General features: G+C 69.6%; 25 protein-coding genes. 15 read left to right on the top strand and 10 right to left on the bottom strand.

The features are described 5' to 3' along the window. The 3 genes from GD1_RS05300 to GD1_RS05290 form a co-directional block, all read right to left on the bottom strand. Positions 1-927 (bottom strand): transporter substrate-binding domain-containing protein, encoded by a 927-nt coding sequence (locus tag GD1_RS05300; RefSeq protein WP_059036127.1) that lies wholly within the window; start codon positions 925-927, stop codon positions 1-3. Positions 928-1,076: 149 nt separating this feature from the next. Then, entirely contained in the window at positions 1,077-2,018 is a 942-nt protein-coding gene (locus GD1_RS05295; RefSeq protein WP_059036125.1) for an alpha/beta hydrolase, read from the bottom strand. After that, entirely contained in the window at positions 2,015-2,890 is an 876-nt protein-coding gene (locus GD1_RS05290) for a PaaX family transcriptional regulator (RefSeq protein WP_059036123.1), read from the bottom strand. The genes GD1_RS05295 and GD1_RS05290 overlap by 4 nt, the downstream gene beginning before the upstream one ends. 226 nt (positions 2,891-3,116) lie before the next feature. On the opposite strand from GD1_RS05290, the gene alr reads away from it, so the two are divergent. Genes alr through tsaD form a run of 6 tightly spaced genes read left to right on the top strand, consistent with a single transcriptional unit; the run spans position 3,117 to position 8,253 of the window. Next, entirely contained in the window at positions 3,117-4,364 is a 1,248-nt protein-coding gene (gene alr, locus GD1_RS05285; protein WP_083533876.1) for an alanine racemase, read from the top strand. Beyond that, positions 4,361-5,485: an alpha/beta fold hydrolase gene (locus tag GD1_RS05280; protein WP_059036121.1), complete on the top strand. Its 1,125-nt coding sequence runs from the start codon at positions 4,361-4,363 to the stop codon at positions 5,483-5,485. The genes alr and GD1_RS05280 overlap by 4 nt, the downstream gene beginning before the upstream one ends. After that, positions 5,485-5,940, top strand: a complete 456-nt coding sequence (gene tsaE, locus GD1_RS05275) for a tRNA (adenosine(37)-N6)-threonylcarbamoyltransferase complex ATPase subunit type 1 TsaE (RefSeq protein WP_053777700.1) — start codon at positions 5,485-5,487, stop codon at positions 5,938-5,940. Before GD1_RS05280 ends, tsaE begins: the two co-directional genes overlap by 1 nt. Further along, positions 5,922-6,698 (top strand): tRNA (adenosine(37)-N6)-threonylcarbamoyltransferase complex dimerization subunit type 1 TsaB, encoded by a 777-nt coding sequence (tsaB, locus tag GD1_RS05270; protein ID WP_238403572.1) that lies wholly within the window; start codon positions 5,922-5,924, stop codon positions 6,696-6,698. Before tsaE ends, tsaB begins: the two co-directional genes overlap by 19 nt. After that, positions 6,695-7,210 (top strand): ribosomal protein S18-alanine N-acetyltransferase, encoded by a 516-nt coding sequence (gene rimI / locus GD1_RS05265; protein ID WP_059036119.1) that lies wholly within the window; start codon positions 6,695-6,697, stop codon positions 7,208-7,210. The genes tsaB and rimI overlap by 4 nt, the downstream gene beginning before the upstream one ends. Next, positions 7,207-8,253, top strand: coding sequence for a tRNA (adenosine(37)-N6)-threonylcarbamoyltransferase complex transferase subunit TsaD (gene tsaD, locus GD1_RS05260; protein WP_059036117.1), 1,047 nt, complete (start codon positions 7,207-7,209; stop codon positions 8,251-8,253). Before rimI ends, tsaD begins: the two co-directional genes overlap by 4 nt. Positions 8,254-8,429: 176 nt before the next feature. Here the strand turns inward: tsaD and dmpG are convergent, their stop codons facing one another. The 3 genes from dmpG to GD1_RS05245 form a co-directional block, all read right to left on the bottom strand. Beyond that, positions 8,430-9,443 carry a 4-hydroxy-2-oxovalerate aldolase gene (gene dmpG / locus GD1_RS05255; RefSeq protein ID WP_059036115.1) on the bottom strand — a complete coding sequence of 338 codons (1,014 nt, stop codon included), beginning with the start codon at positions 9,441-9,443 and terminating at the stop codon, positions 8,430-8,432. Beyond that, positions 9,440-10,405, bottom strand: coding sequence for an acetaldehyde dehydrogenase (acetylating) (locus GD1_RS05250; protein ID WP_059036113.1), 966 nt, complete (start codon positions 10,403-10,405; stop codon positions 9,440-9,442). Before GD1_RS05250 ends, dmpG begins: the two co-directional genes overlap by 4 nt. 62 nt (positions 10,406-10,467) lie before the next feature. Then, positions 10,468-11,280, bottom strand: coding sequence for a 2-keto-4-pentenoate hydratase (locus GD1_RS05245; protein ID WP_059036111.1), 813 nt, complete (start codon positions 11,278-11,280; stop codon positions 10,468-10,470). Between the two features lie 69 nt (positions 11,281-11,349). On the opposite strand from GD1_RS05245, the gene GD1_RS05240 reads away from it, so the two are divergent. The 3 genes from GD1_RS05240 to groL all read left to right on the top strand — a co-directional run bounded on the left by GD1_RS05240 (position 11,350) and on the right by groL (position 14,412). Continuing rightward, a complete protein-coding gene (locus GD1_RS05240) occupies positions 11,350-12,153 on the top strand; it encodes an IclR family transcriptional regulator (protein ID WP_082365950.1) in 804 nt (267 codons plus the stop codon). A 222-nt stretch (positions 12,154-12,375) separates the two neighbouring features. Next, a complete protein-coding gene (gene groES / locus GD1_RS05235) occupies positions 12,376-12,675 on the top strand; it encodes a co-chaperone GroES (RefSeq protein ID WP_006334733.1) in 300 nt (99 codons plus the stop codon). Positions 12,676-12,792: 117 nt separating this feature from the next. Beyond that, a complete protein-coding gene (gene groL, locus GD1_RS05230) occupies positions 12,793-14,412 on the top strand; it encodes a chaperonin GroEL (RefSeq protein ID WP_059036108.1) in 1,620 nt (539 codons plus the stop codon). A 254-nt stretch (positions 14,413-14,666) separates the two neighbouring features. Here the strand turns inward: groL and GD1_RS05225 are convergent, their stop codons facing one another. Beyond that, entirely contained in the window at positions 14,667-14,963 is a 297-nt protein-coding gene (locus tag GD1_RS05225) for a WhiB family transcriptional regulator (protein ID WP_053777703.1), read from the bottom strand. Positions 14,964-15,381: 418 nt separating this feature from the next. Here GD1_RS05225 and GD1_RS05220 point away from each other — a divergent pair, with 418 nt between their 5' ends. The 3 genes from GD1_RS05220 to GD1_RS05210 all read left to right on the top strand — a co-directional run bounded on the left by GD1_RS05220 (position 15,382) and on the right by GD1_RS05210 (position 17,901). Further along, the gene (locus GD1_RS05220) at positions 15,382-16,242 is read left to right on the top strand and encodes a hypothetical protein (RefSeq protein ID WP_238403571.1); all 861 of its coding nucleotides are present in this window, start codon (positions 15,382-15,384) and stop codon (positions 16,240-16,242) included. A gap of 152 nt (positions 16,243-16,394) precedes the next feature. Continuing rightward, the gene (locus tag GD1_RS05215) at positions 16,395-16,985 is read left to right on the top strand and encodes a sigma-70 family RNA polymerase sigma factor (protein WP_053777706.1); all 591 of its coding nucleotides are present in this window, start codon (positions 16,395-16,397) and stop codon (positions 16,983-16,985) included. Beyond that, on the top strand, positions 16,969-17,901 hold the full coding sequence (locus tag GD1_RS05210; RefSeq protein WP_238403570.1) for an anti-sigma-D factor RsdA: 933 nt from the start codon (positions 16,969-16,971) through the stop codon (positions 17,899-17,901). The genes GD1_RS05215 and GD1_RS05210 overlap by 17 nt, the downstream gene beginning before the upstream one ends. Positions 17,902-17,984: 83 nt before the next feature. Here the strand turns inward: GD1_RS05210 and GD1_RS05205 are convergent, their stop codons facing one another. Then, positions 17,985-18,374 carry a DUF5319 domain-containing protein gene (locus GD1_RS05205; protein WP_053777758.1) on the bottom strand — a complete coding sequence of 130 codons (390 nt, stop codon included), beginning with the start codon at positions 18,372-18,374 and terminating at the stop codon, positions 17,985-17,987. Between the two features lie 190 nt (positions 18,375-18,564). Here GD1_RS05205 and guaB point away from each other — a divergent pair, with 190 nt between their 5' ends. The 3 genes from guaB to GD1_RS05190 all read left to right on the top strand — a co-directional run bounded on the left by guaB (position 18,565) and on the right by GD1_RS05190 (position 23,158). After that, positions 18,565-20,076, top strand: coding sequence for an IMP dehydrogenase (guaB, locus tag GD1_RS05200; RefSeq protein WP_059036104.1), 1,512 nt, complete (start codon positions 18,565-18,567; stop codon positions 20,074-20,076). Positions 20,077-20,172: 96 nt separating this feature from the next. After that, a complete protein-coding gene (locus GD1_RS05195) occupies positions 20,173-21,315 on the top strand; it encodes a GuaB3 family IMP dehydrogenase-related protein (RefSeq protein ID WP_059036102.1) in 1,143 nt (380 codons plus the stop codon). A gap of 76 nt (positions 21,316-21,391) precedes the next feature. Continuing rightward, positions 21,392-23,158, top strand: a complete 1,767-nt coding sequence (locus tag GD1_RS05190) for a GMC family oxidoreductase N-terminal domain-containing protein (protein ID WP_053777709.1) — start codon at positions 21,392-21,394, stop codon at positions 23,156-23,158. A 30-nt stretch (positions 23,159-23,188) separates the two neighbouring features. Here the strand turns inward: GD1_RS05190 and GD1_RS05185 are convergent, their stop codons facing one another. Together GD1_RS05185 and GD1_RS05180 are read right to left on the bottom strand one after the other, a co-directional pair. Continuing rightward, on the bottom strand, positions 23,189-23,791 hold the full coding sequence (locus GD1_RS05185) for an energy-coupling factor transporter transmembrane component T family protein (RefSeq protein WP_053777710.1): 603 nt from the start codon (positions 23,789-23,791) through the stop codon (positions 23,189-23,191). Beyond that, positions 23,788-24,462: an energy-coupling factor ABC transporter ATP-binding protein gene (locus tag GD1_RS05180; protein WP_059036100.1), complete on the bottom strand. Its 675-nt coding sequence runs from the start codon at positions 24,460-24,462 to the stop codon at positions 23,788-23,790. Before GD1_RS05180 ends, GD1_RS05185 begins: the two co-directional genes overlap by 4 nt. Positions 24,463-24,495 lie beyond the last annotated feature (33 nt).

The following is a 24,495-nucleotide window of genomic DNA, read 5'->3' as shown; positions in this document are numbered from 1 at the left end:
TCACTTGGTGCCGGCCGGCGTGCCGGTCAACGGATTGACCTTGATCTCGTCGACGGTCACCGCGGAGTCGGCGGAGTCGTTGTCGGCGAGGATCTTGGCGTAGGTGCCGTTCTCACTGAGGCGACGCAGCGAGTCGGCGAAGGCGGTGGCCAGCGCACCGTTCTTCTTCGAGACCGCGATCGTGGTGTAGAGCGGCTCGATCTCGGTGTCCGGGACGACCACCGCGGTGAGCTTGGAATCGGCTGCGACAGCGCTCTTCTGGCTGGGGGTGGTGTCCAGCCACGCGTCGATGGCACCGGAACGCACGGCGCTGATCGCGGCGTTGGCGCCCTGGAACTCGGAGACCTTGATGGGGGTGGAGGCGCATTCCTTGTCGCTGACCGCCTTCACGGCGGCGACCTGGACGGCGCCGACGGGTGCGCCGATCGTCTTGCCGCACATGTCGGCCAGCGAGGTGATGCCGGCGGCCTTGTCGGCCGGCATCAGCAGTGACTCGGTGGTCTTGATGAACGGCACGAGGTCGAACTCGCCGGCCTCACGTTCACGGGTGTCGGTGATCTGGCCGAAGAGTGCGTCGACGGCACCCGACTGCAGGCCGGGCAGCTGGGCCGGCCACTGCATGTTGCGCCACTGCGGGGTGAGGCCGAGGTCGGTGCCGATCGCGGCCGCGAGGTCCGGGGCGATGCCGACCGGCTGGGAGGTGTTGGACGCGTCGACGCTGATGATCGGCGGGGTCGACCATTCGGCGCCGAGCTTGAGGGCGCCGCTGGAGGCGATCTGTTCGGGCAGTCCGCTGGCCGGGGTGCCGGAGCCGGTGGACTCCGTAGTGGTGCCGGTGGAGCAGGCACCGAGGGTGACGGCGAGCGCGGTGGCGGCGCAGGCTCCGGCGAGAGAAGTCGTGAGCTTTGCAAACGGTCGGGACGACATGAGGGGCTTCCGTTTCTGTGGGGGCGTGGTTTCCCAGACGGGAGAAGGGGCTTCACACGATTCTGGCGGTCGGTGATGACCGCAGTATTGGATTGTCGTTACAAATACATTTCATGTTTGTGATTGCCGTCATGAACATGACATGCCGATCAGGGGATGGCCGGGATGCGGACCAGATGACACCCCGCGGCGATCAGCGGATCGTGCAGGGATGCGGGATCGGGTACCTCGATGTCGGTGGTCACCACGGTGGTGTACTCGTGGCCATAACGGTCGACGAAATACGCGATCTCGTTGGTGTCCAGCCCTTCTCGGGTCGGAGATGGCGGGATCAGGGCCATTCTGCGGTCCGGGGTGACCCCGGCGGCGGTCAGGATGGTTGCGACCTGGGCGGTCGCGTCGGTGGAAACACCTGGGGTGATGGCGATCCCGAGCCGTCGTCCGTGTGGGCGATGGAGCCGGGCGAGAACCGCGGCAAGCTCTCCGGGTCCGACGACATCGGTGAGAGCCCAAGGTGTGCAATCGGGTTCATCGTCATCATGGGGGGTGGGCCAGTCGCCGGTGAGCGCCCAGTGGTGGGCCGGAGCCCACGTGCCGAGCCCGGACGTCTCGTTGAGATGGCCTCCGGTCGGGAGGGTGATCACCCGGACCCCGGAATCGGCGGGCGCGTCGGGAATGTGTCCACCCAGCCACGGATCATCCCGCGCCACAACGATGGTCGGTGGCTCCACGGACAGTGGTCGCAGGGCCGTGAGATCTGGGTCGGGAGTGGGGTCGGCCCAGGGGCGTCGGCCCGGGCCGGGCGGAGCGACCAGCAGGACACGGCGCGCGACGGGGACGGGGCCGCCATCGGCGGCCAGCCGTGTCCAGCAGTGAGCCGACAGCCCGTGCGCGATCACGATGGTGTCCGGGTCGATATGGCGGCGAAAGGCCTTGCACCACTGGTCGACATCGGGATCGTCGAGATCGGGTAGCAGCGGGTAGGACACCTCGATGCCCTCGTCGCAGAGGCGCTGGGCGAGCAGGATCTGCCAGTGTCCCGGCGCACGGCGGAACTGCGCACCGTCGAGCATCACCACCGGCCCGGTCATCGCGGCAACTCCTCACGGAACGCCGACATCGCCGAGCGCCGGCCGGTGACCTCCTCGATGAACCGGCCCGCGGGCTGTTCGAGGCTGTCGCTGAGCTCCAGGAACTTGGGCACGCTGACCGTGCCGGGCCAGTCGGCCGACATCATCGACGACGGCAGTGCCGGATCCACATAGGTGATGGGGCGCCAGAGGTCGAGTGCCCTGGTCCAGCCGTGGAAGGCGGTGCGCGGGTCCGGTGACTGCGAGTAGGCGGCCATCGCCGCGGCGTGTGCCGCCAGGAAGTGATCGTGCAGATCGCGGGCGAGCTCGAAGTCCCACCAGCGCGTGACGGCGACGTCCGGTCGGGTCTCGCCGTGGATCTCGCTGACGATGAAGGTGGTCACGTGGCCGGTCAGGCCCAGCTCGGCGACCATCTCGTGCACCTCGTCGTCCATGTATGCCGGGCAGATCCAGAGGCCGTTGGCCACATTCCCGCAGCCCATCCAGGTGAGGCGGCGGCGCAGCTGGTGGCGTAGGCCCCGATCCTGCTCGGGAACCGAGAACGAGATCAGGCACCACGGGTCGCCGTCGGTCATCAGGCGCGGTCGTACGTAGCGGAGGATGTCACGGGCGAAGACCCGGGCGGCACGGTCGGAGGCCACGTACCCCGGCGTCGGGCCGTCGGGCTGTGCGACGAGATGCCCCTTCGCCTTGAGACGGGTGAGGGCGGTGCGCGCGGGCTGGTCGGCGACTCCGACCGCACCCATCAGGGTGACTATGCTCGACGTCGACAAGTGCGTCGGGTCGTTGCCGACAGTGACGCCCAGAACGGTCCGGAGCAGCGATGTCGCACTTCCGGGCCGTGAATCGAACTCGTCGACGATCTTTTCCATCGGTGTCTCTCCTCGGGCTGGTGGCGAAAACATATCACCGCTGTGACGACCGTCTGGTTTACGAAATGTTACGCCCGTGTTTCGGTCTTCGTGGCCCGGTGCACCCACGTCGGGCCAGGCCGGCGGCGCGTGGAACCGGCTGTCGTCGAGCACATCTCGGATCGAGTGTCACGTCACGGAGGTGCCGACCCAGATCACAGTCGATGATCTGGGACAATGGCTGACGATGACCACGCCAGATCCCGACGACCCAGCCCTGCCCACGCCCGTACAGACCGATCCGGTCCCGACCAATCCGGCCCTGACCGCGACCGTCGACCTCGACGCCATCGCCCACAACGTCTCCGTGGTGCGCGCGGCATCCGGAGCCGATGTGATCGCGGTGGTCAAGGCCGACGGATACGGGCACGGCGCGGTCCCGGTCGCGCGAGCGGCGCTCGAGGCGGGGGCCACCGAACTCGGTGTCGCCGTGATCGGTGAGGCCCTCGCGCTGCGGGCGGCAGGCCTCGATGCGCCGATCACCGCCTGGTTGCACACCAACGACGCCGACTTCGGCGGTGCGATCGCCGCCGGGGTCGACCTCGCCGTGTCGTCGCGCAGGCAACTCGGGCGCGTCCTGGACGCAGCGCGCGCCCTCGGCACCACCGCCACCATCAGCGTCAAGGTCGACACCGGACTCAATCGCAGCGGTGTGGCGGCGGACGAATGGTCCGACTTCGCCGCCGACCTGGCCGCCGCCGTCGCCGAGGAGGCCGTGACGGTCCGCGCGATGATGTGCCACCTCGCTCGCGGCGACGAGCCCGAGCATCCCCTCAACTCCGAGCAGGCGCGGCGACTGGACACCGCGCGTGCCGATCTCGTGCGACGCGGGGCCGGCCCCGAGGTGATGCACCTGGCCAACTCGCCTGCGGCGCTGACCCGGCCCGATCTCGCGCGCGATCTGGTTCGACCGGGTATCGCGATCTACGGCGGGGTGCCCATCCCCGGCCGCGACTTCGGGCTGATCCCGGCGATGACGTTGAGCGGCGAGGTGGCCCTGGTCAAGCGTCTGCCCGCGGGGCAGGGAGTGTCCTACAGTCACACGTGGGTCTCCGAGCGTGACACCATGATCGCGGTGGTACCCGCGGGATACGCCGACGGCGTCCCGAGGACCGCGTCCGGCCGCCTGCGGGTGCGGATCGGCGACCGGGACTTCCCACAGATCGGCCGAATCTGCATGGATCAGATCGTGATCGACCTCGGCGCCGACGGCGGCGGCGTCCGGGAGGGCGACCGCGCCGAACTGTTCGGCACCGGTCTCACCGGCGGGCCCACCGCGCAGGAATGGGCCGAGACGGTCGGCACCATCGACTACGAGATCCTGTCGCGGATCGGCGGTCGCACCGCGCGGACCTACGTCCGGTCCGGTCACACGGCCGACGCCCCGCAGGTCCCGGACCCGGTGGGAGAACCGCAGGTGGGGGAACGGCGATGAAGCCATCGGAACGGATCGGCGTGGCCGCCGGGGCGGCGGGACTCGCCGCACTGGGCGGGCTGGCCACCGCCGGGGCGGTACGCACGGCCAATGGACGGCGCGTGCCCCCGGGGGGAGATCCCTACGCCGGCATCGACTTCACGACCATGTACGACGATCCGGCGTCGACCGTACCCGCCGCCGACGGTCTCGCCCTGGCCGTCCGCACCGTCGACCTGGGTGGTCTCACCTCGGGGGAGACACCCGAGGTGACCGTGGTCTTCGTCCACGGCTTCAGTCTTCGCCTGGCCAGCTGGCACTTCCAGCGGTATGCGCTCGCCGAGAAATGGGCCGACCGGCGGATTCGCATGGTGTTCTTCGATCTCCGCGGCCACGGTCGCAGCGAGAACGCCCCCGCGCAGACGTGCACGATGGATCAGCTGGTGAGCGACCTCCGCGAGGTGGTTCGCGCCGTGGCACCTGCGGGACGGGTTGTGCTGGTGGGGCATTCGATGGGTGGCATGGCGTTGCTCGGGCTGGCCCGTCGTCATCCCGAACTGTTCGCCGCCGACGGTCGCGTCGCAGGGGTCGCCCTGGTGGCGACAGCGGCGAGCGGGCTGGCCGAGGAAGGGCTCGGCCGCAGCCTGCGCAACCCCTTGCTCGACGCGTTCGCGGTGGTCGCCCGGCGCACCCCGCGGGTGATCGAGGCCGGCCGTGACCTGACCCGCATGGTCCTCGAACCGGTGCTGGTGGCAGCGAGTTTCGGGCCCCGGTTCCACAGCCCCGCAGCCGGCCGTGCGGTGGAGAAGATGCTGCAGAACACCCCGATCGCGACGGTGGTGAACTTCCTGTCGGTCCTCGAGACCCACGACGAGACGCTCGGCCTGCCGGTGATCGCGCACGTGCCGTCGGTGGTGGTGTGCGGTGACCAGGACAAGATGACGCCGCTGCCGAACTCGCTCTACATGTACGGCGAACTCGGCACCGACTCCCACCTCGAGGTGGTCGAGGGAGCCGGGCACATGGTGCAGATGGAGGTGCCCGACCGGGTCACCGACGCCATCGACGACCTGGTCGGGCGGGCACGCCTGGCCGCCCCGCGACCCCGCCGCCGCTGGTGGCGTCTCAAGGAGAAAGCGTGATGGCCGCCGACAACTCTGCCGGGCAACGCGAACTACCCGAGGTCGCCGACACCGAGGCGCTGGGATTCGATCTCGCACAGCATCTCTCGGCAGGAGACCTGGTGATCCTGGACGGTCCGCTCGGCGCCGGGAAGACGGCGCTGGCCCGCGGGATCGCCGCCGGGCTCGGCGTGGTGGGCCGGGTGTCCTCACCGACGTTCATCATCGCCCGCGAGCACCGGCCGGGCGCCCCGGGCGCACCCTGGATGGTGCATGTGGACGCCTACCGGCTCGGTGGGCTCGACGAACTCGACGCCCTCGACCTCGACACCGAGATCGCCGACGCCGTGGTCGTCGTCGAATGGGGTGAGGGTGTGGCCGAACGCCTGGCCGACCGGCATCTGATCGTACGACTGCGCCGTGATCCGGACACCGATGTGCGGCACGCGGAATGGGAATGGGTGAATCACCAGTGAGCACTGCCGAATTCGATGCCAGGGGCACCGGTACCGCCCCCTCCGGTGGGGTGCGGACGGTCCTCGTGGTCGACACCGCCACCGACGCGGTGGTCACCGGCATCGCCACCATCACGAGCGGCGACGCGCAGCCGCCGGTGGTGACGGTGCTCGCCGACCGGACCGTCGCCGATCATCGCCGTCATGCCGAACTGCTCACCACGCTGATCGGCGAGACCCTCACCGAATCCGGGGTCGGCCGTGGACAACTCGATGCCGTCGTCGCCGGCGTGGGCCCCGGCCCGTTCACCGGTCTGCGGGTCGGGATGGCCACCGCGGCCGCCTTCGGTGACGCCCTGGGCCTGCCGGTGTACGGGGTGTGCTCACTCGACGCGATCGCCGTGGAGGTGGCCGGGGCGGCGCCGACCGCGTCGACGATCGCCGTGGCGACCGACGCCCGACGCCGTGAGGTGTACTGGGCGCTCTACACGCGCACCGGCCGGATTCGCGGGCCGGAGGTCGCCGCACCCGCGGCGGTGGCCGCAGATCTCGACGGCACCACCCCCGACGCGGTCGGCGGATCGGCGCCACACCTGTCCCAGATCGGCTGGACGGCAACCGAACCCGCGTCGACCATTCCGACGGTGTCGGGTCTGGCGACCGCGGCGGCGGCAGCTGTGCTGGCCAGGGCGACCCCGGAACCGCTCGTCCCGCTCTATCTGCGACGCCCGGATGCGGTGGAACGCAAGGACCAACGGCCCAAGTCGGTGACACCGTGAGTGCCCCGGAACTCGTGATCGACGCCCTCGAACTCGCCGATGTCCCGCGGGTCGTGGAGTTGGAGCAGCAGAGCTTTGCTGCCGATTCACCATGGCCGGCAAGCGCATTCCGCGCCGAACTGAACGCCCCGTACAACCGGTACTTCGCCGCCCGTGAGCATCCCGGCGATCCGGTGATCGGGTATGCGGGGATCTCCACACTCGGGATCCCCGGATCCTACGAATGTGAGATCCACACCATCGCGGTGGCGCACACCCACCGTGGCCTCGGCTACGGTCGTGCCCTTCTCGATGCGCTGCTCGCCGTCGCCGACGCGATCGACGCGCCGGTGTTCCTCGAGGTGCGCACCGACAACGACACCGCCATCGCGCTGTACGAGCGCAACGGCTTTGCCACAGCAGGTATCCGGCGAGGCTACTACCAGCCGTCCGGCGCCGATGCCCACACCATGATCCGACCGTCGGCGTCCGGACGCGTCGGCACCGACGACGCAGGAGGCGCCACCTCATGATCGTGATGGGAATCGAGAGTTCCTGCGACGAGACCGGAGTGGGGATCGTCGCCTGGGAACCCGGCACCGACGGCGCCCCCGGCCGCGCGGTGATGTTGGCCGACGAGGTCGCCTCGAGCGTCGACGAGCACGCCCGATTCGGTGGGGTGGTACCCGAGATCGCCTCCCGCGCACACCTCGAGGCGATCGTGCCGACCATGCGACGGGCCCGCGAGGCCGCCGGGATCGACCGCCCGGACGCGATCGCGGTGACCATCGGCCCCGGGCTGGCCGGTGCGCTGCTCGTGGGGGTCGCCGCGGCGAAGGCCTATGCGCTGGCATGGGATGTTCCGCTGTATGCGATGAATCATCTCGGCGGACATGTCGCGGTGGACACCCTCGAACACGGACCGATGCCCGAGTGCGTGGCATTGCTGGTGTCCGGTGGACACACCCATCTGCTGCACGTGACCGATCTGGCCGCGCCCATCGTCGAACTCGGCACCACCGTCGACGACGCGGCCGGGGAGGCCTTCGACAAGGTGGCCCGGCTGCTCGACCTCGGCTATCCCGGCGGCCCGGCACTCGACCGGCTCGCCACCGAGGGCGATCCGCACGCGATCGCGTTCCCCCGTGGGATGACCGGTCCGCGCGACGCCCGCTACGACTTCTCGTTCTCCGGGGTGAAGACGGCGGTCGCACGCCATGTCGAGAAATGCCGCCGTGACGGGGTGGAGGTCCCGATGGCCGACGTCGCCGCGTCGTTCCAGGAGGCGGTGGCCGATGTGCTCACCCTCAAGGCGATCCGTGCCTGCACCGACCTCGGCGTCGACACCCTGGTACTCGGCGGCGGGGCCACCGCCAACTCGCGCATCCGTTCCCTGGCCGGTGAGCGGTGCGCCGCGGCCGGGATCACCCTGCGTGTCCCGACGCCGCGCCGCTGCACCGACAACGGCGTGATGATCGCGACGCTCGGCGCCCATGTGATCGCCGGCGGTGCGGCACCGTCACCGCTGACCGTCGCCACCGATCCCGGACTGTCTGTCCAGCTCAGTCAGCTCTGACGACGACGGCCGTCGCGCGTTGTGCGCGACGGCCGATGCGAGATCTCGAGGAGAGGCTGCAGGGTCGGCTGTGCCGGCCCGGGCATGATGGGTCCTCTGCACGAAGACATCTGCGCGGTGGTTCTCACCGGTGATGTCACCATGCCATGCCCGGGCCGGCGCAGCCCGTACCGGCCTTATGCCTTGGCGGCGGCCAGTCCCAGTGCGACGTCGATGATCATGTCCTCCTGACCACCGACGAGGCGACGCTTACCGCACTCCACCAGGATGTCGCGGACGTCGACATCGTAGGTCTTGGCGGCATTCTCGGCGTGACGCAGGAACGACGAGTACACCCCGGCGTAGCCCAGCGTGAGGGTCTCGCGGTCGACGCGGACCGGACGGTCCTGCAGCGGGCGGACGATGTCGTCGGCGGCATCCTGCAGTTTGAACAGGTCGCAGCCGTGCTTCAGGTCCGACAGATCGGCGACGGCGATGAACGGCTCGATCGGGCAGTTGCCCGCCCCCGCGCCGTGTCCGGCGAGCGATGCGTCGACGCGGAAGGCGCCGTTCTCCACGGCCACAACCGAATTGGCGACCGCCATGGACAGATTCTCGTGGGCGTGGATACCGATCTCGGTCTGCGGGTCGAGGACGTCCCGGTAGGCCTTGACGCGGGCGGCGACGTCGTTCATGGTGAGCCGGCCGCCGGAGTCGGTGACGTAGACGCAGTGTGCGCCATAGGATTCCATCAGCTTGGCCTGCTTGGCCAGCTCCTCCGGCGGGGCCATGTGCGAGAGCATCAGGAAGCCGGACACGTCCATGCCGATCTCGCGCGCCGCGGCGATGTGCTGGGCGGAGATGTCGGCCTCGGTGCAGTGGGTGGCCACGCGGACCGACCGCACGCCGAGGTCGTAGGCGCGCTTGAGCTCACCGATGGTGCCGACGCCGGGCAGCAGCAGCGTGGTCAGCCGGGCGGTGGTGAGCACCGACGCAGCGGCCTCGATCCACTCCCAGTCGGTGTGCGAGCCCGGGCCGTAGTTCAGCGACCCGCCGGCGAGTCCGTCGCCGTGGGCCACCTCGATGGCGTCCACACCGGCGTCGTCGAGTGCGGCGACGATGCGCTTGACGTCCTCGGTGGAGATGCGGTGGCGGACGGCGTGCATGCCGTCACGCAGGGTGACGTCCTGGATGAAGATCGGTGTGCTCATGCCTGAATCTCCTTGGTGGCGGCGATCTTCTCGGCCATCTGCACGGCGGCCGAGGTCATGATGTCGAGGTTGCCCGCGAAGGCGGGCAGGTAGTCGGCTGCTCCCTCGACCTCGAGGAAGACCGACACCTGGTGGGTCGGCCGGTCGGTGCCGGGCACCAGCAGGGTCTCCACCGGCTGGTCGGCCGGGATCTCGTTGATCTGGACCTTCTGCTTGAGGCGGTAGCCGGGCACGTAGGCGGCGACGTCGGCGACCATCTTCTCGATGGAGTCGACGATCTCGGCCTTCACCGGGTCGGCGTCGGCCGGCAGGGTGACGAGGGTGAACACGGTGTCGCGCATGAGCAGCGGTGGCTCGGCCGGGTTCAGGATGATGATCGCGCGGCCGCGGGCGGCGCCGCCGACCTGCTCGATGGCCGCCGAGGTGGTCTCGGTGAACTCGTCGATGTTGGCGCGGGTGCCGGGGCCTGCCGAGCGCGACGCGATGGAGGCGACGATCTCGCCGTAGGCGACCGGGACGACGCGGGAGATGGCCGCGACGATCGGGATGGTCGCCTGACCACCGCAGGTCACCATGTTCACGTTGGCGGCGTCGATGCGCTCGTCGAGGTTGACCGCCGGGATCACGTACGGGCCGATGGCCGCCGGGGTCAGGTCGATCATCCGCTTGCCGAGCGGACGCAGCTTGGCGTCGTTGGCGGTGTGCGCGCCCGCCGAGGTGGCGTCGAAGACGATGCCGATCTCGTCGATCTGCGGGGAGGCGAGCAGACCGTCGACGCCCTCGGCGGTGGTCTCGAAGCCGTACTTCTGGGCGCGGGCCAGACCGTCGGAGGCGGGGTCGATGCCGACCATGACCGCCATCTCCAGGTGGGTGCCGTTACGCATGATCTTCTTCATCAGGTCGGTGCCGATATTGCCCGACCCGATGATGGCGACCTTGGTCTTCTGACCTGTTGTGGTCATCGGATCTCCTTGCTGTTCTGAGGTTCTCGAAGGTGTGGTGCGGGGACTGGCGCGAGTGGCCGCTACTGCTGGGTGGTGAAGGTGACGGTGCCCAGCGGGGCGACGGTGGCCGACACGGTGGCGCCGGCGGTGATCGGACGCATCGGGCCGAGTGCGCCGGAGAGGATGATCTCGCCGGCCCGCAGCGGCTCCCCGAGGTCGCGAACCTGCTCGGCGAGCCAGACGACGGCCTCGATCGGGTCGCCGAGGCAGGCGGCGCCGGTGCCGGTGGACACCTCGGCGTCGTCGATCGACATCGTCATGGTGACCTCGCGGGGTTCGAACTCGGCGAGGGTCTTGTGGTCGGTGCCGAGCACGTACGCACCGGCCGAGGCGTTGTCGGCGACGGTGTCCCCGAAGCTGATGTCCCAGTCGGCGACGCGGCTGCCGCAGATCTCGATGGCCGCCACACCGTAGGCGATCGCCGCGCGGACCCGGGCGGCGTCGATCTCGCCGTCGAGGTCGTCGGCGAGGACGAAGGCCAGTTCGGCCTCGGCGCGCGGCTGCAGCACCGCACCGGTCGCCAGGGTGCCGCCGTCGGGGATGACCATGTCGTCGAACAGGACACCGAAGTCGGGCTGGTCGACCCCGAGCTGGGCCTGCACGGCCTCCGAGGTCAGCCCGATCTTGCGGCCGACGCGGCGGGCGCCACCGGCGAGCCGTTCGGCAACCCCGACCTGCTGGACGGCGTAGGCCGCGGCGATGTCGGCGGTGCCGATCAGGTCGCGGACCGGGGCGACGGGGGTGGCGGATTCCGATGCGGTCCGCAGCCGGGCGGCCGCCTCGGTGATCGCCGCGTCGGTGATCGGTGCTGGGGTGGTGACCTGCTCTGTCATGACTCCACTGTCGCCGCAGGTCGGTGGGTTCTCCTACCAAAACGTTCCACTCAGCGATACGCTGATCCGATGTCGGGTGAGGCGGCCAAGCAGACGGATGTCCGGGGGGCCGGTGCGGTGGACGCCACCGGGGCGGATCTGAGCACCGTGCTGGGCAAGGCGGTCGCGGTACTCCGGGCGTTCCGGGTGGAGGATCGTGTGCTCCCGCTGGCCGAACTCGTCCGCCGGACCGGGCTGTCCAAGCCGACGGTGCACCGGATCGCCGGGGACCTGGTGACCTATCGGCTGCTCGACAAGGACCAGCGCGGCTACCGGCTCTCGGGCGGGCTCTTCGAGCTGGGGATGCGGGCGTCGGCCGAACGGACCCTGCTGGAGGTGGCGATGCCCTTTCTGCAGGACCTCTATGAACGGACCCGGGAGACGGTGCACCTGGGCGTCCTCGAGGGTGCCGAGGTGGTCTACATCGCCAAGATCGGCGGACACCGGCAGGCGCGATCGCCGTCGAGGACCGGCGGGCGTATGCCGCTGCATTGCACGGCCATCGGGAAAGTTCTTCTCGCGCACGCAGATCCCGAACTCCAGCAGGAGGTGCTGGCGGGGCCGCTCAAGCCGTGGACGCCGCACACGATCGTCGCATCGGGTTTGCTGAGGCGCCGCCTGGCCACCATCCTCGAGGCGGGCGTCGCGTTCGAGCGCGAGGAGTCCACGCTCGGTCTGCTGTGTGTGTCGGCGCCGGTTCTCGACACGGGCACCGGGGAGGCGGTCGCGGCGATCAGTGTCACCGGCCCGGTCGGCCGGTTCCGCCCGGAGGCCCATGTCGCGGCGGTGCGGGCCGCCGCCGCGGGGATCGCCGGGGTGCTGGCGAGACGATAGTCGCGGGCCCGCCGGTCACCGCGCGTCCTCGCGTCGGGGACGAATTTCGCTGCGGGCTGATCTTTTGCAGCCGCGAGCCTTGAGTGCTGGCACTCTCATGTATAGAGTGCTAGGAGGCACTGCGAGCAGACCTCGTTCACCCGCGACGACGAAGTCTCGTGGCAGAGCCCCGCAGAAACAAGAACATCGTTTTCTCAGATGAGAAAGTAGAGGACTCACATCGTGGCGAGCGTGAACATCAAGCCGCTTGAGGACAAGATCCTGGTGCAGGCCGTCGAGGCCGAGACGACCACCGCGTCGGGTCTGGTCATTCCGGACACTGCCAAGGAGAAGCCGCAGGAAGGCACCGTCATCGCCGTTGGCGAGGGCCGCGTGACCGAGCAGGGCAACCGCGTGCCGGTCGACGTCAAGGAAGGTGACACCGTCATCTACAGCAAGTACGGCGGCACCGAGATCAAGTACGCCGGTGAGGAGTACCTGATCCTGTCGGCGCGCGACGTGCTCGCCGTCATCGGCAAGTAAGGATCGCGAGACCCTCGTGACTCTTCCCGCCCCGGCGCCCAGTGGGCACCGGGGCGGAGTCGTCCGTGCGGCCGGTGACCCGGCCGCACGATCAGCCAGCACAGAGAGAAAGCCCTGATGGCAAAACAGATCGAATTCGACGAAAAGGCCCGGCGCGCACTCGAGCGCGGCATCGATCAGCTCGCCGACGCGGTGAAGGTGACCCTCGGGCCGCGCGGCCGGCACGTGGTGCTGGCCAAGGCATTCGGTGGCCCCAGCGTCACCAACGACGGCGTGACCATCGCCCGTGACATCGACCTCGAGGATCCCTTCGAGAACCTCGGTGCCCAGCTGGTCAAGTCGGTTGCGACCAAGACCAACGACGTCGCAGGTGACGGCACCACCACGGCCACCGTCCTCGCCCAGGCCATCGTTCGCGCCGGTCTGCGCAACGTCGCCGCGGGCGCCAACCCGATCACGCTCGGCGCCGGCATCGCCAAGGCCGCCGACGCGCTGAGCGAAGAACTGCTGCGCCTGTCCACCCCGGTCTCCGGCGAGCACGGTGTCGCACAGGTCGCCACCGTCTCCTCGCGCGACGAGGAGGTCGGTGAGCTGGTCGGCAAGGCGATGAACACCGTCGGCACCGACGGTGTCGTCACCGTCGAGGAGGGTTCGGGTCTGCACACCGAGCTCGACATCACCGAGGGCGTCCAGTTCGACAAGGGCTACCTGTCGCCGTACTTCGTCACCGACCCCGACGCACAGGAAGCGGTTCTCGACGATCCGCTGATCCTGCTCTACCGCGACAAGATCAGCTCGCTGCCGGACTTCCTGCCGCTGCTGGAGAAGGTCGTGGGTGCGGGCAAGTCGCTGCTGATCGTCGCCGAGGACGTCGAGGGTGAGCCCCTGTCGACCCTGGTGGTCAACTCGATCCGCAAGACCGTCAAGGTCGTCGCGGTCAAGGCGCCGTTCTTCGGCGACCGTCGCAAGGCCTTCCTCGAGGATCTCGCCGTGGTCACCGGTGGCACGGTGATCTCCTCCGACATCGGTATCTCGCTGAACGCCGCGGACCTCGACCTGCTCGGGTCGGCCCGCCGCGTCACCGTCAGCAAGGACGCCACCACGATCGTCGAGGGTGCCGGTACCGCCGAGGCCGTCGCCGACCGCGCCGCCCAGCTGCGTCGCGAGATCGAGAACAGCGACTCCGACTGGGATCGCGAGAAGCTCGCCGAGCGGCTGGCCAAGCTGGCCGGCGGTATCGCTGTGATCCGCGTGGGTGCGGCCACCGAGACCGCGCTCAAGGAGCGCAAGCACCGCGTCGAGGATGCGGTCGCCGCGGCCAAGGCCGCTGTCGAAGAGGGCATCATCCCCGGTGGCGGGTCGGCCATCGTGCAGGCCGCGGCCGTGCTCGATGCCCTCGCCGAGGAACTCCCCGACGAGGAGGCGCTCGGTGTGAAGGTGGTCCGCGAGGCCGTCAAGGCCCCGCTGTACTGGATCGCCACCAACGCCGGAGTCGACGGCGCCGTCGTCGTGCACCGGGTCACCGAGGCGGAGAAGGGCCACGGCTTCAACGCCGCGACCCTGACCTACGGCGACCTCGTCGCCGAGGGCATCATCGACCCGGCCAAGGTCACCCGCTCCGCGGTGGTCAACGCCGCGTCGGTCGCCCGCATGGTCCTGACCACCGAGACCGCGGTCACCGACCGGCCCGCCGAGGCCGCCGACGACCACGGCCACGGCCACGGTCACGCGCACTGACGTCGCACTGATCCGGCCGACGGCGCCCACCCGGGCGCACTGACGCACAGCGACTCCGCGGTGGTCACCCTCTGAGGGTGACCACCGCGGAGTCGTCTGCGTTGTGGGATCTGGCTGTCGGATCTGGTGTCGTGGACGTCGGTGTCGGTCGGTGCCGGGCCCGGGGGAGCCGGGTGGGCCAACCGGTGTGGGAGTGCCGGTCACGCCCGTTCGGGTCGCGCCGGCGGTCCCGTCGTGGTGGAGTGTGTGGGTGCCTAGCTGGCGATGCGGCGTCCCACGCCACGCTTCATGAGCATGCTGCGCTCGGACTCGGAGAGCCCGCCCCAGATGCCGTACGGCTCGGCGACGGCGAGGGCGTGCTCGCGGCACTGGGCGATGACCGGGCACTGGTGGCACATCTCCTTGGCGCGACGCTCGCGCTGGGCCCGTGCACGGCCACGTTCGCCGTCGGGATGGAAGAACATCGAGGACTCAACGCCGCGGCACAAGCCGTGCATCTGCCAGTCCCACACGTCTGCATTGGGGCCAGGGAGGTGGTTGGGCTGGGGCATGTCAGCTTCTCCTTCGTCAGGACGAGGAACCGGGGCCGGCTCGTTGCGTGTCCACGCTCAGTCGGTGTCGTGGGGCGTTCCGAACTGCGCAAGCAAAACAGTAGGCGGGCGCCAGAAACAGCGTCAATACCGCCAATTCGGCCGAAATGATGGCAAAGATTCCGGTGTTGTTAACTGGGTGTTAGAGGGGTTCTCTGCACTATCACAGTGGTCCGGCGGTGTCGCCCCGGGTTCCCGGCCACCCGGTGAAATGGCCTGTGAACTGGCAGTTTCTGCGCAGATGCGGTGCTTCGTGGTACGAATCCGGGATGCGATCGGTTCGTGACCCGGGAAACGCCCGTAACCCATTGGAAATATATAAGTCACCCGGAGTTGATTTTCTCGACCGCTTTAACAATTGTGACGGCGAGTTAAATTCATGCTAACTGCTAATTCTGCCGGTGACCTGGGCCACGTTTCTCCCGCTCGGTCGGCCATTTCGGCCTGGCTTGCCGCCGTCGAGCGGGGTGGCCGCGGAGAGGTCGCCGCGGCGCTGACCGCTCTCGAGGAGCTCGTCGTCGACGCGCGACGCCGTAACGATCCCACGATTTTGTCGTTCGCGCGCACTACAGCGGGATCGTTGCTGCGTCAGGCCGGCCGGCACGAGGTGGCGCTGGGATGGGACGGGGCCGGGCTCGCGGCGCTCACCGGGTCGGGTTCGATCACGCGGTGGGGTCCGGGCACGGCGCGGTGGACCGGCGGCGAGTGGGCTCGGGCGGCCGCGGTGGACGCAGTGGTGAACCTGGCCGCCGACAATCTCGGGCTGGGCCGGTTCTCGGCGTCGGCTCGTCTGTTGCGGCGGGCGGGGGCGATCCTCGCGCCCGAGCCCGCCGCGGGTGCGCGGGAACCGTGGCAGACGTCCGCGCGCGGACGGTTGCGTCTTCTCTGGGTCTCCGCCGAGCTCGCCATGTACAGCGGTGACCCGGACACCGCGCTCGATCGTGCCGCCCGGGCGGTCGACCTGATGGACCGTCGTGACGACGCCGGTCTGGACCGTCACCGGATCAAGACGGCGCTGATCTCCGCGGCCGCCCACGCGGCGGCCGGGCGGATCGAGGTCGCCCGGTCGGGGGCGGACGGGTGTCGTCGGCGTGCCGCCGAGGCCGGCCTGCTGCCCCTGCAGTGGGCTGCGGTGATGCTGGGACGAGGTGTCGGCGACGACTCCGCGGCGACGGCCACCGAGCAGGCGCGGATCGAGGCGGCGCTGAGCGCACGCGGCATGGTTTTCGTCCCGCGCTGACCCGATCGCTAAGGTGTTTGGGGTCCGACGCCGTGTTCGCGAACCGAGTTCGAGCAGCGGTGGGCCCGCGCCGGGGGCGAAGTGGCGTGCCTATGTCAACCGAGCCGGTGAGACCGGCCACACAATGCGTAACACGGGGATCTCTGCTGACGATGAAATTGACAGGTGTTGAGTTGGACGCCGCAGTCCGGGCTGCCGGACTCGGTGACCGCGACGCGCTCACGTCAGTCCTCGAAAGCGTGCAAGAGCCGATCCTGCGCTACTGCCGAGGGCGGATCGGTGTCGGAGAACGCCATCTGTTCTCCGCGGATGACATTGCACAGGAGGCGTTGATGGCGGTGATGACGGCGCTGCCCCGCTATGAGGATCAGGGCAAGCCCTTCATGGCCTTCGTCTACGGTATCGCCGCGCACAAGGTGGCCGACGCGATGCGTGTGGCCGGCCGGGTCAAGGCCGACCCCGTCGACAGCGTGCCCGATGTGATGACGGTCAACGGCGGGCCCGAACAGGCGGCATTGGACTCCGACGGCAGTCGCCGGATGCGGATGCTGCTGTCGGTGCTCCCGGACAAGCAGCGCGAGATCCTCGTGCTGCGCCTGGTCGTCGGGATGTCCGCCGAGGAGACCGCCGACGCCGTCGGGAGCACTCCCGGCGCCGTCCGCGTGGCCCAGCACCGTGCACTGGCGAAATTGAAAGACGAACTGAGGAAGGCAGGAGGGCGACGCGATGAGCGACGAGCGTGATCGGGATCGACGTCGACCGATGCCGGGCCCGCAGTCGTCGGGGGCGATGCAGGGTCCGGGATCGGCACAGGGCGGGCACGGACAGCCCGACGACGGTCACATCGACCTGAATCAGGTCCACTTCGACGACGCGTTCCTCGACTCGTTGTCACGCGATCAGCCCACGCAGACGCGCGACGACGCCGAGTACGAGCTCGCCGCGCTCCTGTCCGGCTGGCGCCACGAGGCCATCACCACACCCGCGCCACCGCTGCCGGGGATCGACGAGGTCGACCGCGCCATCGCGGCGCAGCGTCCGACCAAGCGCGGTGCCACGGTCGTGCGCACCCTGCGCGTGGTGGCCGGTGCGGCGGCCATCGCGGTGGTCGCCGCCGCCGGTCTCACGGTGGTGAGCGAGGGCGCCGCACCCGGTGATGCCCTCTGGGGTGTGAAGCAGGTGGTGTTCGCCTCGGCGGCGTCGGAGACCCAGGCGTCGTTCGACGTCCGCGCCGATCTCGAGCAGGCCGAGGCGGCGTTCGCCGCCGGCGACACCGAGAGCGCGCATGAGCTGATCGCGCGGGCCCAGACCCGGCTCGCCCCGGTGCGCGACGATGCGACCCGCGACCAGATGACCGAATGGATCGACCGGCTCAAGACCGAGGAGCCCGGATCGGCCACGGCGTCGTTGACCGCGTCACCGGAGGCATCCGGCACGACCCGACCGGGCGGCACGACCTCGGAACCGGGGACCACCACCGGTGGGTCGTCGACGAGTGTGGACGTGCGGGCGCGCACCACCACACCGCAGACCACCACACCGCCGGTGGAGACCACTCCGGCACCGCCGTCGCAGACCCCGTCACCGACCAGTGCCACCGTCACCCAGGTGCCGAGTGCGCCGGAGGAGATCACCACCACCACGACCACCCCGTCCTGAGCGACCGGGTCTCCACTCATGACGCGACACCGCCCGGATGCGGGCGGTGCGTGCGTCGGTGATCGCGTGAGGCCGGTGCCGGCTCAGCGTTCGTGATCGATGTGGGCGCGCGCGTCGGCGTACCCGCGGCAGTAGTCCCAGGTGACGTAGCACTCCGTGCACGGATCGATCGCGGGCTCGTGCGGACGGACCGTGCCGTCGATCAGCAGCTGGAGCAGGTTGGCGCGCAACATGTCCCAGTCGTGATAGTGGTCCTCGTGGCAGTCGTCGCAGACCACGACCAGACCGCGGATCCCGCGGTGGGCCAGCAATGCCTCGTAGACGGCGAGATCGGCGAGATCCTCTTCCACTGCGAGACGCTCGTTCTCGTCGAGTGGGATTCCCGGTTCCACGGAGTCCAGTGCCGCCGCGGGATCACTCGGATCATCGGCGAACGGGTCCGGTGGGAGTCCGGGAGGGAGGTGGTCACGCACACCACCACGGTAGCCGATCTTCGGTGACCTGCGCCGCATCGCATCCACAGTTCGTCTGGTGACGCGATCGCGCCGCCGGCGGCGCCGAGCACCGAATCCGGCGATGGTTGACGCGGGGCACGTACGGCGGCAGAGAGTGACCCACACAATCGCATTCGGTTCCTCGGCAATCGCTCGTTAGGATGGTCAGATGACTCACGTTCGTACCGGTGGTGACGATCCCAACAAGGTTGCAATGCTCGGCCTGACCTTCGACGACGTCCTTCTCCTGCCCTCGGCGTCGGACGTGATCCCGAGCGAGGTCGACACCTCCTCCCGCCTGACCCGCGAGATCACCCTCCGGGTGCCGCTGGTGAGCTCGGCGATGGACACCGTCACCGAGGCGCGGATGGCGATCGCCATGGCCCGCGCCGGTGGCATGGGTGTGCTGCACCGCAACCTGTCCATCGAGGACCAGGCCGGTCAGGTCGAGACCGTGAAGCGGTCCGAGGCCGGGATGGTCACCGATCCGGTCACCTGTTCGCCGACCGACACCCTCGCCGATGTCGACTCCATGTGTGCGCGCTACCGTATCTCCGGTCTGCCCGTGGTGGACGGCAAGGGCGAGCTCGTCGGCATCATCACCAACCGCGACATGCGCTTCGAGGTCGACCAGGACCGTCCGGTGTCGGAGGTCATGACCAAGGCGCCGCTGATCACCGCCCAGGAGGGCGTGTCCGCCGAGGCCGCACTCGGACTGCTGCGTCGCAACAAGGTGGAGAAGCTGCCGATCGTCGACGGCAACGGCCGGCTGACCGGTCTGATCACGGTCAAGGACTTCGTCAAGACCGAGCAGCATCCCTACGCCACCAAGGACTCCGACGGCCGCCTGCTGGTCGGTGCCGCCGTCGGCGCCGGTGACGAGGCGTGGAGCCGTGCGATGGCGCTCGCCGACGTGGGCGTGGACGCCCTGGTCGTCGACAGCGCACACGGCCACTCCCGCGGCGTGCTCGAGATGATCGCCAAGCTCAAGGCCGAGATCGGCGACCGCGTGCAGCTCGTCGGCGGCAACGTCGCCACCCGTGAGGGTGCACAGGCACTCATCGACGCCGGGGTCGACGCCGTGAAGGTCGGCGTGGGACCGGGCTCGATCTGCACCACCCGCGTCGTCGCCGGTGTGGGCGCCCCGCAGATCACCGCGATCCTCGAGGCGGTGGCCGTGTGCCATCAGGCCGGTGTCCCGGTGGTCGCCGACGGCGGCCTGCAGTACTCCGGCGACATCGCCAAGGCGCTCGCCGCCGGCGCGTCCACCGCGATGCTCGGATCGCTGCTGGCCGGTACCGCCGAGGCGCCCGGTGACCTGATCCTGGTGAACGGCAAGCAGTTCAAGAGCTACCGCGGCATGGGCTCGCTCGGTGCAATGCAGGGGCGTGGGCAGGGCAAGTCGTACTCGAAGGACCGCTACTTCCAGGACGACGTCCTCAAGGAGGACAAGCTGGTCCCGGAGGGCATCGAGGGGCGCGTGCCGTTCCGCGGTCCGCTCACCCAGGTGATCCACCAGCTCGTCGGCGGTCTGCGCGCCGCGATGGGGTACACCGGGTCGGCGAGCATCGCCGACCTGCACGATGCCCGCTTCGTCCAGATCACCGCGGCCGGACTCAAGGAGTCCCATCCGCACGACATCACCCTGACCGCCGAGGCGCCGAACTACTATTCACGCTGAATCGGCCGACACGGCAGATCACACACCGTCGGGAGTGGATTCTCGACAGCGTCGGCCCGTCCAGGGTCTCGGCGTGCGTAGCAGAAAGGCGTAACGGTGCGCGACATCGTCGACATCGGAATGGGCCGTACGGCCCGGCAGACGTTCGAGCTCGATGACATCAGTCTGGTCCCCTCGCGGCGGACACGGTCGTCGAAGGATGTGTCGACCGCCTGGCAGATCGATGCGTACCGCTTCGAGGCGCCGATCCTCGCCCACCCCACCGATGCGCTGGTGTCGCCGGCGGTGGCCATCGAGCTCGGGCGTCTCGGTGCGCTCGGTGTGATCAACGGTGAGGGCCTGTGGGCACGTCACCGCGACGTCGAGGACAAGATCGCCGAGCTCATCGAGCTCGCGACCTCCGACCCCGATCCGCAGGCGCCCGTGCGCCGGCTGCAGGAACTGCACGCCGCACCGCTCGACGTCGAGCTGCTGGCGCAGTCGGTGGCCGCCGTGCGCGACGCCGGGGTCACCACCGCCGTCCGGGTCAGCCCGCAGCGTGCCGCCGAGCTGACCCCCGCCCTGATCAAGGCCGGGGTGGAGCTGCTGGTGGTGCACGGCACGATCATCTCCGCCGAGCACGTCGCACAGGGTTCGCAGGAGCCGCTGAACCTCAAGACGTTCATCAGCGACCTCGACATCCCGGTGATCGCCGGCGGGGTGCACGACCACCGCACCGCGCTGCACCTGATGCGCACCGGCGCGGCCGGTGTCATCGTCGGCTACGGCTCGACCGCCGGCGCCACCACCACCGGTGAGGTCCTGGGCCTCGGCGTGCCGATGGCGACCGCGATCGCCGACGCCGCCGCCGCGCGCCGCGACTACCTCGACGAGACCGGCGGCCGGTACGTCCACGTCATCGCCGACGGCGACATCCACACCTCCGGCGACCTGGCCAAGGCGATCGCCTGTGGCGCCGATGCAGCGGTGCTCGGCACCCCGCTCGCGGCGGCCGCCGAGGCGCCCGGCAAGGGCTGGTACTGGCCGTCGGCGGCGGCCCACCCGGACACCCCGCGCGGTGCGCTGCTCGAGGTGGCCCGACCGGACGGACGCCCGAGCCTTCAGCAGGTGCTCACCGGCCCGTCCGACGACCCCTACGGTGAGCTGAACCTGGTGGGTGCCCTGCGTCGGTCGATGGCCAAGGCCGGCTACTCCGACCTCAAGGAGTTCCAGAAGGTCGGTCTGACCGTCCGCAGCTGATCGACCACCGATCGTGTCCACGATGGGGTGAGGCCGCCGTCACGTAACGTGACAATGACCGTTAGTATATTTGGTCATGGCAGCCCACCCCATTCGTGATTCATCTCACCGTACGGACTTCGACGTCCTGATCATCGGTTCCGGATTCGGCGGCAGCGTCAGTGCGCTGCGACTCGTCGAGAAGGGATACCGGGTCGGCGTGGTCGAGGCCGGCCGGCGCTTTGCCGACGACGACTTCGCCGAGACCAGCTGGCGCCTGAACAAATGGCTGTGGGCACCCAAGCTCGGCCTGTTCGGCATCCAGCGGATCCACGCCCTCAAGGACGTGATGATCCTGGCCGGCGCGGGCGTCGGCGGCGGATCGCTGAACTACGCCAACACCCTCTACAAGCCGCCCACCCCGTTCTTCACCGACCCGCAGTGGGCGCACATCACCGACTGGCAGGCCGAACTCGACCCCTACTACGAGCAGGCCCGCCGGATGCTCGGCGTGGTGCTCAACCCGACCTTCACCGAATCCGACCGCGTGATCGGTGAGGTGGCCACCGAGATGGGCGTCGGTGACACCTTCGTGCCCACCCCGGTCGGCGTGTTCTTCGGCGCCAAGACGGGGCTGGCCGGTGAGCCCGGGGAGACCGTCGGCGACCCCTACTTCGGCGGGGCCGGCCCGGACCGGACCGCCTGCACCGAATGCGGCGCCTGCATGACCGGATGCCGGGTCGGCGCCAAGAACACCCTGCTGAAGAACTACCTCGGACTCGCCGAGGCGAACGGTGCCCGGATTCTCGACCGCACCACCGTCGACTCGCTGACCCGGCGGGCCGACGGCACCTGGGTGGTGGGCACGCACCGGTCGGCGGCGTGGGGTCCGGTCGGGCGGCGTCGGCGCAGCTACACCGCCGGACAGGTGATCGTCGCCGCCGGGACCTTCAACACCCAACGACTGCTGCACCACGCCAAGGCGTCGACGCTGCCCGCGATCTCCGATGCCATGGGGCGGCTGACCCGCACCAACTCGGAGGCGATCCTCGGTGCGGTCGCCGCGAAATACGATCCGGCACATGACTACTCGGCGGGGGTGGCGATCACGTCGTCGTTCTATCCGGCGCCCAACACCCACGTCGAGCCGGTCCGCTACGGCAAGGGCTCCAATGCGATCGCCTTCTTGCAGACGGTCCTCACCGACGGCGGCTCCCGGCGCAACCGCATCGGTCAGGTCCTGCTGCAGATGCTGCGCAAGCCGTCGACGCTGGTGCGGCTGCTGGTGGTGCGACGATGGAGCGAGCGCACCGTGATCGCGCTGGTGATGCAGAACAACGACAACTCGCTGACCACCTTCCTGCGCAGACGAGGACCGCTGCGGTATGTCACCAGCAAGCAGGGGCACGGCGACCCCAACCCCACCTCGATCCCGGAGGGCAACGACGCGACACGGCGGATCGCGGCGAAACTCGACGACGGTCTCGCCGGCGGCACCTGGGGTGACGTCTTCAACATGCCGATGACCGCGCACTACCTCGGCGGCTGCGCGATCTCCGACGACCCGGCGACCGGGGTGATCGACCCGTACCACCGGGTGTGGAACTACCCGACGCTGCACGTCACCGACGGTGCGGCGATCTCGGCGAACCTCGGCGTCAACCCGTCGCTGTCGATCTGTGCGCAGGCCGAGCGGGCGATCGCACTGTGGCCGAACAAGGGGGCCGACGACATCCGCCCCGAGCAGGGCGACCAGTACCGGCGCCTCGCACCCGTCGCGCCGACGGCACCGGTGGTGCCCGCCGACGCCCCCGCGGCCCTGCGGCTGACGATCACCCCGGTGGACCGCGCGTCGGCGTCCTGAACCGGTGGTCGGGGAGTGCCCGGGTCTGCCCTAGTCGAGGCCGCGGGCGATGAGGCTGTCGGCGAACCCGTCGGCGGTACGCAGGGCCCCGACCACGATCGGGGCCACCAGGATGCGCGGCCCGGGACGCAGCCCACGCGCGCGGCGGGCCTCGTCGACCGCCCGGGCGATCTCCACCATGAGGGGGATCGCCCGGATGGTCAGGGCCAGCGAGATCGCGATCAGATCCACCCGGACGCCGAACCGCGCGAGCGGCGACAGCGCGCGGGTGATGGTGGCGAGCATGTCGGTGACCCGGGTGGTCAGCGTGACCACGGCGGCCAGGATCACCGTCAGCCCCAGGATTCCCACCACGATCACCGCGCGATGCCAGCCGGTGAAGATCACCTGGAACACGAAGATGAACAGCAGCATCCAGATCGCCGGGCGCAGCTGACGCCACGCGGCGACCGGTCCGATCCCGCCGAGCGCATAGAGCGCCGCGACCGCCACCGCGGCGATCCCCAGCGCCGGAAGCGTCCGTACGAACAGCGAGATGGCCAGCACCGCGACGGCCAGACCGACCAGCTTGGTGCCGGGGGAGAGGCGGTGCAGCACCGTGTTGCCGGGCCGGTAGACGCCGAGCGCGGTCACGACATCATCGCCCGGTAGGCGGTGAGCGCGGGACCGGGCAGGTCGTCGACCACCACCCGGCCGTCGTCGATCACCAGTACGCGGTCGAAGTCGTCGACCAGGTCGAGATCGTGGGTCACCACGATCAGCTGCTCGTCGAGCCCGGCGAACACCTCCCGCAACATGCGGCTGTTGCGGAGGTCGAGCAGCGTCGTCGGTTCGTCGGCGACGATGATCTGTGGTTCGGTCACCAGGATCGATGCGAGCGCCAGCAACTGCTTCTGGCCGCCGGAGAGGCGGGCCGACGGATGGTCGACATGGTCGGCGAGGCCGAACCGGTCCAGCACCGCGCGGGTGCGCTCGGCCCGTTGGGCCCGGTTCAGCTCGGTGCGGGTCAGCGAGAGCTCGATGTCCTCGCGGACGGTCGGCATGATGATCTGCCGGTCCGGGTCGGAGAACACGAACCCCACCGACCGCCGCACCTGCCGTTTGTGGCGGCTCGCGTCCACACCGTCGACGACGACGCTGCCCTGATCCGGGGTGACCAGCGCATTGATCATCCGGGCCAGGGTGGACTTGCCGCTGCCGTTGGCGCCGACGATGCCCACCCGCCGCTCGGACAGGGTCAGCGACACCTCACGCAGCACGGTCCTCGCGTCGTAGGCGTGGGTGACGTCACGGAACTCGATCACGGCAACGATGCGATCACTGGTGCGGCGTCGGCC

Source organism: Gordonia desulfuricans NBRC 100010, assembly GCF_001485495.1.
Classification (GTDB): Bacteria; Actinomycetota; Actinomycetes; order Mycobacteriales; family Mycobacteriaceae; genus Gordonia; species Gordonia desulfuricans.
This window is presented reverse-complemented; position numbering and strand designations above follow the sequence as displayed.